Here is a 14,691-nt window from a genome sequence, read left to right on the forward strand (position 1 = left end):
TTCTTTAAGGTAAGGAGGTGATCCAACCGCAGGTTCCCCTACGGTTACCTTGTTACGACTTCACCCCAGTCATGAATCACAAAGTGGTAAGCGCCCTCCCGAAGGTTAAGCTACCTACTTCTTTTGCAACCCACTCCCATGGTGTGACGGGCGGTGTGTACAAGGCCCGGGAACGTATTCACCGTGGCATTCTGATCCACGATTACTAGCGATTCCGACTTCATGGAGTCGAGTTGCAGACTCCAATCCGGACTACGACATACTTTATGAGGTCCGCTTGCTCTCGCGAGGTCGCTTCTCTTTGTATATGCCATTGTAGCACGTGTGTAGCCCTACTCGTAAGGGCCATGATGACTTGACGTCATCCCCACCTTCCTCCAGTTTATCACTGGCAGTCTCCTTTGAGTTCCCGGCCTAACCGCTGGCAACAAAGGATAAGGGTTGCGCTCGTTGCGGGACTTAACCCAACATTTCACAACACGAGCTGACGACAGCCATGCAGCACCTGTCTCAGAGTTCCCGAAGGCACCAAAGCATCTCTGCTAAGTTCTCTGGATGTCAAGAGTAGGTAAGGTTCTTCGCGTTGCATCGAATTAAACCACATGCTCCACCGCTTGTGCGGGCCCCCGTCAATTCATTTGAGTTTTAACCTTGCGGCCGTACTCCCCAGGCGGTCGACTTAACGCGTTAGCTCCGGAAGCCACGCCTCAAGGGCACAACCTCCAAGTCGACATCGTTTACGGCGTGGACTACCAGGGTATCTAATCCTGTTTGCTCCCCACGCTTTCGCACCTGAGCGTCAGTCTTTGTCCAGGGGGCCGCCTTCGCCACCGGTATTCCTCCAGATCTCTACGCATTTCACCGCTACACCTGGAATTCTACCCCCCTCTACAAGACTCTAGCCTGCCAGTTTCGGATGCAGTTCCCAGGTTGAGCCCGGGGATTTCACATCCGACTTGACAGACCGCCTGCGTGCGCTTTACGCCCAGTAATTCCGATTAACGCTTGCACCCTCCGTATTACCGCGGCTGCTGGCACGGAGTTAGCCGGTGCTTCTTCTGCGAGTAACGTCAATTGCTGCGGTTATTAACCACAACACCTTCCTCCTCGCTGAAAGTACTTTACAACCCGAAGGCCTTCTTCATACACGCGGCATGGCTGCATCAGGCTTGCGCCCATTGTGCAATATTCCCCACTGCTGCCTCCCGTAGGAGTCTGGACCGTGTCTCAGTTCCAGTGTGGCTGGTCATCCTCTCAGACCAGCTAGGGATCGTCGCCTAGGTGAGCCGTTACCCCACCTACTAGCTAATCCCATCTGGGCACATCCGATGGCAAGAGGCCCGAAGGTCCCCCTCTTTGGTCTTGCGACGTTATGCGGTATTAGCTACCGTTTCCAGTAGTTATCCCCCTCCATCGGGCAGTTTCCCAGACATTACTCACCCGTCCGCCACTCGTCACCCAAGGAGCAAGCTCCTCTGTGCTACCGTTCGACTTGCATGTGTTAGGCCTGCCGCCAGCGTTCAATCTGAGCCATGATCAAACTCTTCAATTTAAAAGTTTGATGCTCAATGAATTAAACTTCGTAATGAATTACGTGTTCACTCGTTGAGACTTGGTATTCATTTTTCGTCTTGCGACGTTAAGAATCCGTATCTTCGAGTGCCCACACAGATTGTCTGATAAATTGTTAAAGAGCAGTTGCGACGCGCTTTAGCGCTCTGTCGCGAGGTGGCGTATATTACGCTTTCCTCTTTCAGAGTCAACCCTCATTTTCAGGTTTTTCTCTTCAACCGAACCGGCTGTTTGTGTGAAGTGATTCACATCCGCCGTGTCGATGGAGGCGCATTATAGGGAGTCGACTCAGGAAGACAAGCGGAAAAATGCATTTTTGTTTCAACCGCTCACCTTTTATCCACAACGCTTACTTTTGCTGCTTTTTTATCGCCATTGGCAGGTCTGCCAGACTATTTATGACCAAATCTGCCGCATTTTCTGCTTCCGGCGTGACGGGTTTTCCTGTGCGCACCAATACCTTCGTGCCAACATTCGCAGCTGCCGCCGCCTGCATATCTTCAATTTTGTCGCCTACCATATAAGAAGCGGCCATATCGATGTGCAAGAAGTCTCGGGCGGAGATAAACATGCCAGGATGTGGTTTACGACAGTCGCAGACCTGACGATACTCTTCTACAGTACCCTGCGGGTGATGCGGGCAGTAGTAGATGCCATCCAGCTCAACGTCGCGATCGGCCAGCGACCAGTCCATCCATTCGGTCAACGTTTCAAACTGCGCCTCAGTAAATTTACCACGCGCGATACCAGACTGGTTCGTCACGATAATAAGCGCGTAACCCATCTTTTTAAGTTCACGCATGGCATCAATAACGCCGTCGATAAACTCAAACTCGTCGATCTCATGTACATAACCGTGGTCCACATTAATGGTACCGTCACGGTCGAGAAAAATTGCGGGTACAGACTTTGCCACCTTTTATAGCTCCTGAATAAGGCATGTGACTCTAGTATCGCATGTTTCAGCGGGCAAGAAAGTGCTCATCGTGCAAAGCCCGATTGATTTAGACGTCTGGATGCCTTAACATCCATCTTGTTGACGGCTTCGACCGTACCTGACAGACGAAAATGCCACGGCTAACTTAATTACGATAATAAATAACCAATGATTAAACTTTCGAATATCACCAAAGTGTTCCAGCAGGGGACTCGCACCATTCAGGCGCTAAATAATGTCAGCCTGCATGTTCCTGCCGGGCAGATTTATGGCGTTATTGGCGCCTCCGGTGCTGGTAAAAGTACGCTCATCCGCTGCGTTAACCTACTCGAACGCCCTACTGAAGGCAGCGTTCAGGTTGGCGGTCAGGAGCTGACCACGCTTTCTGAGTCGGAGTTGACTAAAGCTCGCCGCCAAATCGGCATGATTTTTCAGCACTTTAACCTGCTCTCTTCCCGTACGGTGTTCGGTAACGTCGCACTACCGCTGGAACTGGATAACACGCCAAAAGAAGAGATCAAACGCCGCGTAACAGAACTGTTGGATTTGGTTGGTCTTGGAGACAAGCACGATAGCTACCCGGCCAACCTTTCCGGTGGACAAAAACAGCGTGTGGCGATCGCCCGTGCGCTGGCAAGTAATCCCAAAGTGTTGCTGTGCGATGAAGCTACCAGCGCACTCGATCCGGCAACGACCCGCTCAATTCTGGAATTATTGAAAGATATTAACCGTCGTCTGGGACTCACCATTCTGCTGATTACCCACGAAATGGACGTTGTAAAACGTATTTGTGACTGCGTGGCGGTCATCAGTAATGGTGAACTGATTGAGCAGGACACCGTCAGCGAAGTTTTCTCTCATCCGAAAACGCCGCTGGCACAGAAATTTATCCAGTCCACGCTGCACCTGGATATTCCGGAAGATTATCTGGAACGTTTAAAAGCGGAGCCGGAAGCCGACAGCGTGCCGATGCTGCGTATGGAATTCACCGGCCATTCGGTCGATGCACCGCTACTTTCTGAGACGGCCCGTCGCTTTAATGTGAATAACAATATTATTAGCGCGCAGATGGATTACGCCGGCGGCGTGAAGTTCGGCATCATGCTGACTGAAATGCACGGCACACAGGAAGATACACAAGCAGCCATCAGTTGGTTGCAGGAACACCATGTAAAAGTAGAGGTACTGGGTTATGTCTGAGCCGATGATGTGGCTGCTGGTTCGCGGCGTATGGGAAACGCTGGCAATGACCTTTGTGTCCGGTTTTTTTGGCTTTGTGATTGGTCTGCCGGTCGGCGTGTTGCTGTACGTAACGCGTCCGGGGCAAATTATTGAGAACGCGAAGCTCTACCGTACGCTCTCTGCGCTGGTGAACATTTTCCGTTCCATCCCGTTCATCATCTTACTGGTGTGGATGATTCCGTTCACCCGCATGATCGTAGGCACCTCTATCGGACTGCAGGCCGCTATCGTTCCGCTGACCGTCGGTGCCGCGCCGTTTATCGCCCGTATGGTGGAAAACGCGCTGCTCGAAATCCCGACCGGGCTGATAGAAGCCTCTCGTGCGATGGGCGCCACGCCGCTGCAAATTGTACGTAAGGTATTACTGCCAGAAGCGCTGCCAGGACTGGTCAATGCGGCCACCATCACCCTTATCACGCTGGTTGGTTACTCCGCGATGGGCGGTGCCGTCGGTGCCGGTGGTCTTGGACAGATTGGCTATCAGTACGGCTATATTGGTTACAACGCTACCGTAATGAATACAGTACTGGTATTGCTCGTCGTTCTGGTTTATTTAATTCAGTTATCCGGCGATCGCATCGTCCGGGCTGTCACGCACAAATAACGTTGCACACAACACTAAAAACTCATTAAGAAAAGGAAATAAGCATGGCGTTCAAATTCAAAACCTTTGCGGCAGTTGGAGCCCTGATCGGTTCTCTGGCACTTGTGGGTTGTGGTCAGGATGAAAAAGATCCTAATCACATCAAAGTGGGCGTTATTGTTGGCGCAGAGCAGCAGGTTGCAGAAGTCGCGCAGAAAGTAGCAAAAGAAAAATACGGTCTGGACGTTGAGCTGGTCACGTTTAACGATTACGTTCTGCCTAACGAAGCGCTGAGCAAAGGCGATATCGATGCTAACGCCTTCCAGCACAAACCATACCTGGACCAGCAGATCAAAGATCGCGGTTACAAGCTGGTTGCTGTAGGCAATACTTTTGTTTACCCGATTGCGGGCTACTCCAAAAAAATCAAATCACTGGATGAGCTGCAGGACGGTTCCCAGGTCGCGATTCCAAACGACCCGACTAACCTTGGTCGTTCCTTGCTGCTGCTGCAAAAAGTGGGCTTAATCAAACTGAAAGACGGTGTTGGCCTGCTGCCGACCGCGCTTGACGTGATTGAAAACCCGAAAAACCTGAAGCTGGTTGAACTTGAAGCACCGCAACTGCCACGTTCCCTGGACGATGCACAAATCGCACTGGCGGTCATCAACACCACCTACGCCAGCCAGATCGGCCTGACTCCGGCAAAAGACGGGATCTTTGTTGAAGATAAAGATTCCCCGTACGTAAACCTGATTGTGACTCGTGAAGACAATAAAGATGCTGAGAACGTGAAGAAATTCGTTGAAGCATACCAGTCTGACGAAGTGTACGAAGCAGCAAACAAAGTCTTCAACGGCGGTGCTGTTAAGGGCTGGTAATTTTAGGCTGTTTACAGAATCTGTAATATCATCAGGACGGGCGCTTGCCCGTCTTGTCATTTATGCAAGCACCTGATTCAATATCTGACGTTTAGATCATTCATTGAGGAAATATTATGCGTGCTTTACCGATCTGTTTAGTAGCACTCTTGCTGAGCGGCTGTTCTATGTTAAGCAGATCCCCTGTTGAACCCGTTCAAAGCACCGCAACCCCGCCGAAAGCGGAGCCGGAAAAACCGAAAGCACCGCGCGCTACGCCGGTAAGAATCATTACTAACGCTGAAGATTTAGTAGGCAAACCGTTCCGCGATCTTGGCGAAGTTAGCGGTGAATCCTGCCAGGCTTCAAACCAGGATTCCCCTCCGAGCATTCCAACCGCACGCAAACGCATGCAGATTAACGCATCAAAAATGAAAGCTAATGCGGTATTGCTGCACAGTTGCGAAGTGACCAGCGGAACGCCGGGTTGCTATCGTCAGGCGGTTTGCATCGGTTCTGCACTGAACATTTCGGCGAAATGAGCCATTTTCAGTTCGAGCAAATAGGCGTTATCCGCTCACCTTATAAAGAAAAGTTCGCCGTTCCACGCCAGCCCGGTCTGGTGAAAAGCGCCAGCGGTGAACTGCATTTGCTCGCACCTTATAACCAGGCCGATGCCGTTCGCGGCCTGGAAGCCTTCAGTCATTTGTGGGTGATTTTTGTTTTTCACCAGACAATGGAAGGTGGATGGCGTCCGACCGTGCGCCCTCCCCGCCTTGGCGGCAACGCCAGAATGGGTGTCTTTGCCACGCGTTCAACGTTTCGTCCTAACCCTGTTGGCATGTCGTTGGTTGAGCTACGGGGCATCCGCTGCCATAAAGAGCACGTGATCCTCGAACTCGGTGGGCTGGATCTCGTTGATGGCACGCCAGTCGTAGATATAAAACCGTATCTGCCGTTTGCCGAATCGTTACCCGATGCTCGTGCCAGCTATGCTCAGGATGCCCCCCAGGCCAGCGTAGACGTGATGTTCAGTGAAGATCTCGCGGAGCAGCTACCGAAGCTCGAACAACGTTACCCGCATCTTCGTCAGTTTATTGCCGAAGTGCTGGCGCAGGATCCGCGTCCTGCCTACCGTAAAAACGAGGAAGAAGGCAAAACCTACGCCGTCTGGCTGCTGGACTTTAACGTCCGCTGGCGCGTCACGCCGTCAGGATTTGAGGTCTTTGCTCTGGAAGCCCGCTAATTTGCGTCGCGTACTCTTTTGACATCCCTTTCTCGCTGGTAAACTAAACCACTTTTGTTTTGTGCCAGGCTCGTTTTGAGTCTGTTCGATCGTTCAACTGGAACCGTAACAACATGCGTACTAGCCAATATCTGCTCTCCACTCTGAAGGAGACACCTGCCGACGCCGAAGTCATCAGCCACCAGCTGATGCTGCGCGCCGGGATGATCCGCAAGCTGGCCTCCGGGTTATATACCTGGCTGCCGACCGGCGTGCGCGTCCTGAAAAAAGTCGAAAACATCGTGCGTGAAGAGATGAACAACGCCGGTGCGATCGAGGTGTTGATGCCGGTCGTTCAGCCTTCTGAACTGTGGGAAGAGAGCGGCCGTTGGGAACAATACGGCCCGGAACTGCTGCGTATTGCTGACCGTGGCGATCGTTCGTTCGTCCTCGGCCCAACGCATGAAGAAGTGATCACCGACCTGATCCGTAACGAGCTGAGCTCTTACAAACAGCTGCCGCTGAACTTCTATCAGATCCAGACCAAATTCCGTGACGAAGTCCGTCCGCGCTTCGGCGTGATGCGCTCCCGCGAATTCCTGATGAAAGATGCATACTCTTTCCACACCTCTCAGGAATCCCTGCAGGAAACCTACGACGCGATGTACGCTGCGTATAGCAAAATCTTCAGCCGTATGGGGCTGGATTTCCGTGCAGTACAAGCGGATACAGGTTCTATTGGCGGCAGCGCCTCTCACGAATTCCAGGTGCTGGCGCAGAGCGGCGAAGACGATGTGATCTTCTCCGATTCCTCTGACTATGCGGCGAACATCGAATTTGCCGAAGCCGTTGCGCCGAAAGAGCCGCGCGCGGCAGCAACCCAGGAAATGACGCTGGTAGATACGCCGAACGCTAAAACCATCGCCGAACTGGTTGAGCAGTTCAACCTGCCTATCGAAAAAACCGTGAAAACCCTGCTGGTGAAAGCGGTTGAAGGCAGCAGCTACCCGCTGGTCGCCCTGCTGGTTCGTGGCGATCACGAGCTGAACGAAGTCAAAGCAGAAAAACTGCCGCAGGTTGCCAGCCCACTGACCTTTGCCACCGAAGAAGAAATTCGTGCGCTGGTAAAAGCAGGTCCTGGCTCGCTCGGTCCGGTGAATATGCCAATTCCGGTGGTTATCGACCGTACCGTTGCAGTAATGAGCGATTTCGCTGCCGGTGCCAACATCGACGGTAAACACTATTTCGGTATCAACTGGGATCGCGATGTGGCCACCCCGGAAGTTGCTGACATCCGTAACGTGGTCGCCGGCGACCCTAGCCCGGACGGCAAAGGTACGCTGATGATCAAACGCGGTATCGAAGTCGGCCACATCTTCCAGTTGGGTACCAAGTACTCTGAAGCGATGAAAGCCGCTGTTCAGGGCGAAGATGGCCGTAACCAGACGCTGACTATGGGCTGTTACGGTATCGGGGTCACTCGCGTGGTTGCCGCGGCTATTGAACAGAACTTTGACGATCGTGGCATCGTATGGCCAGATGCCATTGCCCCGTTCCAGGTCGCTATTCTGCCGATGAACATGCACAAATCCTACCGTGTGCAGGAGCTGGCTGAAAAGCTGTACGCTGAGCTGCGCGCGCAGGGTATCGAAGTGCTGATGGACGATCGTAAAGAGCGTCCGGGCGTGATGTTTGCCGATATGGAACTGATCGGTATCCCACACACCATCGTGCTGGGCGACCGTAACCTCGATAACGACGATATCGAATACAAATACCGTCGTAACGGCGAGAAAGAGCTGATTAAAACCGGCGACATCGTCGACTTCCTGGTCAAAGCCATTAAAGGCTAATACCAACAAAAAGGCCCTGATTATCAGGGCCTTTTTTCTATCGATTAATTACACGCTTTACCAGGGATAAATTTCGCGTCTTTATCCGCCATCAACGTTTTCACTTTCTCACCCGTATCCGGGTTTGACTCCAACGTGAAATGCGCCTCAAGCGTCAGCAGTACGGACTGTCCGTTTTCCGCACGAGCGGCTAAATAGTCGCGTTCAAGCTGAGCGTTATTCGCCACCGGCATCCGTTTACCCGTTGCGCAGTCGGTAAAGATTGCCGCGTCAGCCATATAGAAATACATGCCTCGCATCGGCATTGGCGTCACCGGTAAGCTGGCGGAAACCGGCTGGAGCGTGTAATTAAACTGTGACTCAATCGGGTTACCTTCACGATCGAGCATTTCCAGCGCCTCGCCTTTAGCCCGGTAGTACGACTTTTCACCTTTGCTGTCGGTCAGCACCAGTTTGTCGGCTGTACGCGCCCATGTGCCATAAGAGGCAAATGAAGACGGTTCATCCCGCACGCCCTGATAGCGTTCGTTCATCACCCATGTGCCGTCTTTTTCCAGAAACAGAGAGGTTTCAATCCCTTCGCAGTCCGCACAAGGTAAGATGCCACGCCAGCTTTGCTGCATCGGTTTTAATTCTGCCGCCCGCGTCGGCTGTAGTACTTCAACTTCAGTACGGTTATTACAGCCAATCAAGGAAAAAAGCGTGCATGCAGCGACCACGGACAATATTGCTGTTTTCACTATCAATTCCTTATTTATTTTTATTCCCGCTCGTCAGTCTTGTGTTCGACGAACTCTCCCGCGCAGTGCTTTCACTGTGGATTTTTGCGCCTTCGATGACAACCTGCGCTCTTTCGAGGCGCGCGTAGGGCGAGTTGCCTGTCGGCTTTTTTGCACCGCGGTTAATTCTTTTATCACCGCCACCAGTCGGGAGATTGCCGCTTCCCGATTGAGCTCCTGGCTACGGTATTCCTGCGCCTTAATGATAATAATGCCATCGCCGCTAATCAGATGATGGCTGGCAGCCAGCAGGCGTTCCTTGTAATACTCTGGCAGGCTCGAGGCCCGAATGTCAAAGCGCAAATGGATAGCCGTCGAGGTCTTGTTAACGTGCTGACCACCCGCGCCTTGTGCCCGAATCGCCGTGATTTCCAGCTCATTATCAGGGATAGAGACGTTTCGGGAGAGAACAATCATGAACGCGGCTGCCACGCGGTCAGATGAATTTCCAGATTGTTCTGAGAGTCGGACAGCCAAATAGCGCCGTCCTGAATAGTCGCCTGCAGCGCCATTGTACGACCAGCAAAATCACTCAGTTGCGCCAGCTGTTCATCATCCAGATACCACACGGTGAGATTTTTAAACTGCGCACATTTGTTCTGGTTTTGCTGCCACCAGATCTGAGCCGCACGGCTGTTGTAGGCAAACAGAGCAACCTCACCAGACTGAGTACAGGCTTTCTTGATACGGCGCTCATCCGGCAGACCCAACTCAATCCAAAGATCGATGCCCAGATGGTCGTTACGCAGCCATGCTTCAGGCTCGTCTTCCGCACTCAGGCCACGCGTGAACTGCAGCCGCTCATCGGCATATTTAATCCAGGCAAGCAGGCGCAGCATCATGCGCTCCTGGGTTTCAGAGGGGTGACGCGCCAGCGTCAAGGCCGCGTCAAGAAACTGGTTGCGGTCAAGATCCGCTACGTTGACGACGGCTTTATAAATTGTCGCTTTAAGCGCCATGGGAGAACTCCTTTCGAATCAGGCGCACATTGTAGCGAAAACTGCGGCAAAAGGCTGCTAACTGCTCATCTATCAAGACGCTGATATTGCTTGAATGAGTATGGTATAGTCACCTTGCTAAACAGAGTTTATCTTCGTAGGCTTAGACTTGCATCCACGGTTAAGTCAGAGTGCTGACAGGAGGGCATGTGGAAAAATATTGTGAGTTAATACGCAAGCGGTACGCGGAAATCGCCAGCGGAGACTTAGGGTATATCCCGGATGCGCTGGGTTGCGTATTGAAGGTGCTTAATGAAGTGGCGGCAGACAGCGCCCTTCCAGAGTCGGTCAGGGAAAAAGCGGCCTATGCTGCCGCGAACTTACTGGTGAGCGATTATGTCAATGAATGAAACGTATCAACCCATCAACTGCGATGATTACGACAATCTTGAACTCGCCTGCCAGCACCATTTGTTACTGACGCTGGCGTTAAAAGATGGCGAAGTTTTGCAGGCGAAAGCGAACGACCTGGTTTCACGCAAAAACGTGGAGTATCTGGTCGCAGATGTCGCAGGTGAAACCCGGGAGCTTCGCCTCGACAAAATTGCCAGCTTCAGCCACCCGCAGATCGGTACTGTGGTGGTCAGCGAATCCTGATTATTTTGGTGCCGGATGACGGTGCAAAGCATCTTATCCGGCCTACTTTCCACGCCACACCAGACTCACGCCTTCTTCATCTTCCGCCGCTCCCTCACGCGTCACGAAAACACCCGCAGCCGCAATCAACGTTTCGCCGTAAAACAGCAGCGGTGTGGTATCTCGTCGCCAGGGCGGGATCCCCTGCTCCTGCCAGATTTTCTTTAATTTCCGTCCACCGTTACGCCCGACAATATGCAATAAGCCTGGTGCTTTGAAACGAATGCTGACGGCTTCATCCTCTTGCGGCATGCGCAATTCACCCGCAGAGATTAACTGAACCGAACCCAATCCGGCAGGCAGCGCCAACGGTGTTTTCCACTCTAACCATGGGATAACGGTTTCGCTTTGCCCATCGACTGACTTCACCCACCACAGCTGTGACTGATAACGACGGACCTCATACTCCCCAAGGTGAAAACAGGGTGAGGCATCTTCCCGCGCCAGCGCCACTTCCTGCCAGATACGTTCCAGTCCATCACGAGAAGGCATCGGCGCATTTAACCCCGCCAGCCAGCGACGAAGCAGCGCGGCACGACGCACGTCGCTCACCATCATTAACGGTACCAGTAACAATGTGCCGTGGGCTGTGATGCAATCGGCTAAATCGCTGGCCAGCAGTTCATCCAGTAAACTCTCCTGCTCAGCACACAGCGCGGCGCTGCGGGCTACGGCTTGCGCGAAGTGCGGCCAGCGCTGTTGCAGCAATGGGGTAACGCGCAATCTGAGGAAATTGCGATCGTAGGTATCATCCTGATTGCTTTCATCTTCAATCCAGCATAATTCATGCTGCCGCGCCCATGCTTCTAGCGCCTCTCGCGTTTGCGCCAGCAGCGGTCGAATCAGCTGGGTTCCGGCGAACGGTGAGTTTTCGCCCATGGCGGAAAGTCCGGCAGGACCACTACCGCGCTTAAGCGCCAGCAAAAAGGTTTCACACTGGTCATCGAGATGCTGGGCGGTCATCAGCACCTCGCCCGGTAGTAAGGTCTGCGCAAATGCCTGATAGCGCGCGCGTCGTGCCTGAGCTTCGATGCCCAGACCATCATCCTCAAGGTGTACCCGCTCAACCACCAGCGGCACCTGCCACTGCATGCATACCGACTCACAGTGCTGCACCCAACTGTCTGCATGTGGGCTTAATCCGTGATGAATGTGGATTGCGCGTAAAGCGACCTCAGGATGCTGCGCTCGCCACTGCACCAGCTGATGCAGGAGTACGGTTGAGTCCAGCCCGCCGCTAAAGGCGACCAAAATCGATTGAAAATTCAGCAGTGAAGTGTTCAGCGTGAGTGTCGTCATGATGGTTACTTACAATGGCATTGCCCGGCACGTTACCGGGCTAACACCACAATGACAAGCCTTACATCTCGTACAGTTCGAGGGGCAATCCGTCCGGATCGTTGAAAAACGTAAAGCGTTTACCGGTAAATGGATCGATACGTATGGATTCACACTTCACGTGGTGTGCTTCCAGATGCGCGATCGACTTTTCCACATCCTCCACACTGAACGCCAGATGACGCAAACCGCAGGCTTCCGGTCGGCTCGGACGGCAAGGTGGAAACGGGAAAGAAAAAAGCTCAATCACATACTGGCCGTTCAATGCCAGATCGCCTTTCCACGAGTCTCTCTCTTCCCGATAGGCTTCGCTCATCAGTGTAAAGCCAAGCACATCGCAGTAAAATGCCTTACTCGCCGCGTAGTCCGTCGCAATAATGGCAATATGGTGAACCTGTTTTAATCCCAGCATAGCGTCATCGCCTCTTTCATTTTTCTGTCAGCACGTTACTCGTACGTCTTAGGGTCAGGCAAGTCGTTATGCCATTTTTAAGACTCTCACGCGATACACACCATCCTCGCCCAGTTTAGCGCCATGGATATCGGTTTCAAATCCCGGGTAGCGCTGCCCCACTGAACACAGCATCAGCAGAAAATCGAGGACAGCCCGGCTTTTGGCAGTGATCATTTCCCCGGGCATCAAGAGCGGCACACCGGGAGGATAAGGCAGGATCATATTGGCGGACACGCGTCCTACCAGTTGATCAAGCGCCACGGTTTCCACCTCACCTTTGATCTGCCGCTGCCAGGCCTGGTGCGGTGTCATTTTCATTTCCGGCAAGGTATCAAATGCCCGCAGCATCAGTCCGGAGAGATCGTGCTGGCGGATCAGCTTATGGATCCCCTGTGCCAGATCCTGAATACGCATATTGCGATAGAAATCGGGATCTTCAGCATACAGATCCGGCAGCATATTTTTCACGCGTAAATTCAGATCGTACGAGCGCTTAAATTCCGTCAGGCCACGTAGCAGCCCCATCGCCCGGGTTTTATCAATGCCAATACTGAACAGGAACAACAGGTTATACGGTCCCGTTTTTTCGACGACGACGCCGCGTTCATCAAGGAATTTCGCCACCAGCGCCGCGGGGATCCCCTCTTCGCTCATATTTCCCTGTTCATCCATTCCCGGCGTCAGAATCGTGACCTTCACCGGGTCGAGGAACATGTGGTCGGCATCAGCATCAATAAATCCGTGCCAGTCTTCACCTGGCGCTACCGGCCAACATTCTGCTTCATCGACCTTTTCCGGCTGCCAGATATCAAAGAACCAGCCATCCGACTCTTCGCGCAGACGCTGCACTTCTTTACGGAAATGCAACGCCCGTTCCACCGAACGATTGATTAACCGCTTGCCGGAATTGCCACGCAGCATTGCCGCCGCCGTTTCTATCGACGCCACAATCGGATAGCTCGGAGACGTGGAGGTATGCATCATAAAGGCTTCGTTGAACGTGTCTTCATCATAGTCACCCTTAATGTGGATCAGCGAAGCCTGTGACAACGCCGCCAGCATCTTGTGGGTGGACTGGGTTTCAAAAATCAGCTTTCCCGGTACCCGTTCGCCGCTCATCCCGCTTTTCCCCTGATAGATCGGATGAAAATGGGTATACGGCACCCAGGCTGAATCAAAATGGATGGAGGGCACATCCAGGGTTTGCTTGATCCAGTTGGTGTTATAAAGCAGCCCGTCATAGGTGGAGTTGGTGATCACCGCGTGTATCGGCCATTGCGCCTGAGTCGTCTCTTCTACCTTGCGTTCAATACTTGCGCGGGTAAATTCCCGACGGGGTATACCGCCGAGGATCCCCAACGCGTTACGCGTAGGCTTCAGCCAGATTGGCACCACATCGCTCATCATCAGCAAATGCGCCAGCGACTTATGGCAGTTGCGATCAATCAGTAGCGTACTGCCTGCAGGCGCAGCATACATGCCGACAATCTTGTTCGATGTCGAGGTGCCGTTGGTCACCATATAGCTCTGCTCAGCACCAAAGGTGCGAGCGATGTACTCCTCCGCCTCGAGGTGTGGTCCGGTATGATCAAGCAATGAACCCAGTTCGGTTACGGAAATGGACACGTCGGCTTTCAGCGTATTGCCGCCAAAGAAATCATAGAACAGGCAGCCGACCGGGCTTTTCTGGTACGCCGTCCCCGCCATGTGCCCGGGCGTACAGAAGGTATACTTTCCTTCCTTCACATAGGTAAACAGCGCCTTGGTGAACGGAGGCGTGATGTTATCGAGGTATTCGCTGGTGTACTGACGGATGCGGGTGGCAATATCTTCAGACTGACCCAGCGCATACTCAAAAAACCACAGCGCCATGCGCAGGTCGTGCGCACTGACATCCATCGTCGAATGGGTATTAATAAAGGCGTAGAGCGGGAGATACTCGTTGAGCTGGTTGATGTCACTGCACAGCTCCAGGCTATATTCATCCCAGTCAAAAATGACGCCGCAAATTCGCGGGTTATGTTCGATAAACTTCAGCAGGTCAACGCTATTCTGCGGCCAGATAATCTGAAATCCCTGCTGTTGCAGCGCACGCTCAAGTTCCTTGATGGGCTCATCTTTATAAAAGACGCCATGCGGTCCCATGATGGCAATGATATTCATGCGTTCCTCCTGGAAAAACCTTAGTTAATCATAGCCTGGTCAAACCGCAGG

15 protein-coding genes and 1 rRNA gene are annotated in these 14,691 nt (G+C 52.8%); 8 read left to right on the forward strand and 8 right to left on the reverse strand.

Features of this window, described 5'->3' with window-relative positions:
- Positions 1-10: 10 nt before the first annotated feature.
- Together OGX94_RS15765 and gmhB are read right to left on the reverse strand one after the other, a co-directional pair.
- Positions 11-1,552, reverse strand: a 16S ribosomal RNA gene (locus OGX94_RS15765).
- 369 nt (positions 1,553-1,921) lie between these two features.
- Positions 1,922-2,488 carry a D-glycero-beta-D-manno-heptose 1,7-bisphosphate 7-phosphatase gene (gene gmhB, locus OGX94_RS15770; protein WP_003829138.1) on the reverse strand — a complete coding sequence of 189 codons (567 nt, stop codon included), beginning with the start codon at positions 2,486-2,488 and terminating at the stop codon, positions 1,922-1,924.
- A 189-nt stretch (positions 2,489-2,677) separates the two neighbouring features.
- On the opposite strand from gmhB, the gene metN reads away from it, so the two are divergent.
- From metN to proS, 6 genes are all read left to right on the forward strand, one after another.
- Positions 2,678-3,709, forward strand: a complete 1,032-nt coding sequence (gene metN / locus OGX94_RS15775; protein ID WP_003829140.1) for a methionine ABC transporter ATP-binding protein MetN — start codon at positions 2,678-2,680, stop codon at positions 3,707-3,709.
- Positions 3,702-4,355 (forward strand): methionine ABC transporter permease MetI, encoded by a 654-nt coding sequence (locus OGX94_RS15780; protein WP_003018471.1) that lies wholly within the window; start codon positions 3,702-3,704, stop codon positions 4,353-4,355. The genes metN and OGX94_RS15780 overlap by 8 nt, the downstream gene beginning before the upstream one ends.
- 44 nt (positions 4,356-4,399) lie before the next feature.
- A complete protein-coding gene (gene metQ, locus OGX94_RS15785) occupies positions 4,400-5,215 on the forward strand; it encodes a methionine ABC transporter substrate-binding lipoprotein MetQ (RefSeq protein ID WP_003829145.1) in 816 nt (271 codons plus the stop codon).
- A gap of 116 nt (positions 5,216-5,331) precedes the next feature.
- Positions 5,332-5,736, forward strand: a complete 405-nt coding sequence (rcsF, locus tag OGX94_RS15790) for an envelope stress sensor lipoprotein RcsF (RefSeq protein WP_003018477.1) — start codon at positions 5,332-5,334, stop codon at positions 5,734-5,736.
- Positions 5,733-6,440 carry a tRNA (N6-threonylcarbamoyladenosine(37)-N6)-methyltransferase TrmO gene (tsaA, locus tag OGX94_RS15795; protein WP_257662313.1) on the forward strand — a complete coding sequence of 236 codons (708 nt, stop codon included), beginning with the start codon at positions 5,733-5,735 and terminating at the stop codon, positions 6,438-6,440. Before rcsF ends, tsaA begins: the two co-directional genes overlap by 4 nt.
- A gap of 113 nt (positions 6,441-6,553) precedes the next feature.
- Entirely contained in the window at positions 6,554-8,272 is a 1,719-nt protein-coding gene (proS, locus tag OGX94_RS15800) for a proline--tRNA ligase (RefSeq protein ID WP_003829149.1), read from the forward strand.
- A gap of 44 nt (positions 8,273-8,316) precedes the next feature.
- Here the strand turns inward: proS and nlpE are convergent, their stop codons facing one another.
- From nlpE to OGX94_RS15815, 3 genes are read right to left on the reverse strand one after another with little or no spacing between them, the layout of a single operon-like run.
- On the reverse strand, positions 8,317-9,015 hold the full coding sequence (nlpE, locus tag OGX94_RS15805; protein ID WP_085951559.1) for an envelope stress response activation lipoprotein NlpE: 699 nt from the start codon (positions 9,013-9,015) through the stop codon (positions 8,317-8,319).
- Between the two features lie 30 nt (positions 9,016-9,045).
- The gene (arfB, locus tag OGX94_RS15810) at positions 9,046-9,468 is read right to left on the reverse strand and encodes an alternative ribosome rescue aminoacyl-tRNA hydrolase ArfB (RefSeq protein WP_032942412.1); all 423 of its coding nucleotides are present in this window, start codon (positions 9,466-9,468) and stop codon (positions 9,046-9,048) included.
- The gene (locus tag OGX94_RS15815) at positions 9,465-10,010 is read right to left on the reverse strand and encodes a YaeQ family protein (RefSeq protein WP_003018497.1); all 546 of its coding nucleotides are present in this window, start codon (positions 10,008-10,010) and stop codon (positions 9,465-9,467) included. Before OGX94_RS15815 ends, arfB begins: the two co-directional genes overlap by 4 nt.
- 188 nt (positions 10,011-10,198) lie before the next feature.
- On the opposite strand from OGX94_RS15815, the gene OGX94_RS15820 reads away from it, so the two are divergent.
- Together OGX94_RS15820 and rof are read left to right on the forward strand one after the other, a co-directional pair.
- Positions 10,199-10,399: a YaeP family protein gene (locus tag OGX94_RS15820; protein ID WP_003018499.1), complete on the forward strand. Its 201-nt coding sequence runs from the start codon at positions 10,199-10,201 to the stop codon at positions 10,397-10,399.
- Positions 10,386-10,646: a Rho-binding antiterminator gene (gene rof, locus OGX94_RS15825; protein WP_003018503.1), complete on the forward strand. Its 261-nt coding sequence runs from the start codon at positions 10,386-10,388 to the stop codon at positions 10,644-10,646. Before OGX94_RS15820 ends, rof begins: the two co-directional genes overlap by 14 nt.
- A 42-nt stretch (positions 10,647-10,688) precedes the next feature.
- On the opposite strand, the gene tilS is transcribed toward rof, so the two are convergent.
- The 3 genes from tilS to ldcC form a co-directional block, all read right to left on the reverse strand.
- Entirely contained in the window at positions 10,689-11,984 is a 1,296-nt protein-coding gene (tilS, locus tag OGX94_RS15830) for a tRNA lysidine(34) synthetase TilS (protein ID WP_257662312.1), read from the reverse strand.
- 61 nt (positions 11,985-12,045) lie between these two features.
- Positions 12,046-12,435: a VOC family protein gene (locus OGX94_RS15835; protein ID WP_008786273.1), complete on the reverse strand. Its 390-nt coding sequence runs from the start codon at positions 12,433-12,435 to the stop codon at positions 12,046-12,048.
- A gap of 66 nt (positions 12,436-12,501) precedes the next feature.
- Positions 12,502-14,640: a lysine decarboxylase LdcC gene (gene ldcC / locus OGX94_RS15840; protein ID WP_191235746.1), complete on the reverse strand. Its 2,139-nt coding sequence runs from the start codon at positions 14,638-14,640 to the stop codon at positions 12,502-12,504.
- Positions 14,641-14,691 lie beyond the last annotated feature (51 nt).

This window comes from Citrobacter sp. Cpo037, from assembly GCF_030332945.1.
GTDB classification, from domain to species: Bacteria; Pseudomonadota; Gammaproteobacteria; order Enterobacterales; family Enterobacteriaceae; genus Citrobacter; species Citrobacter portucalensis.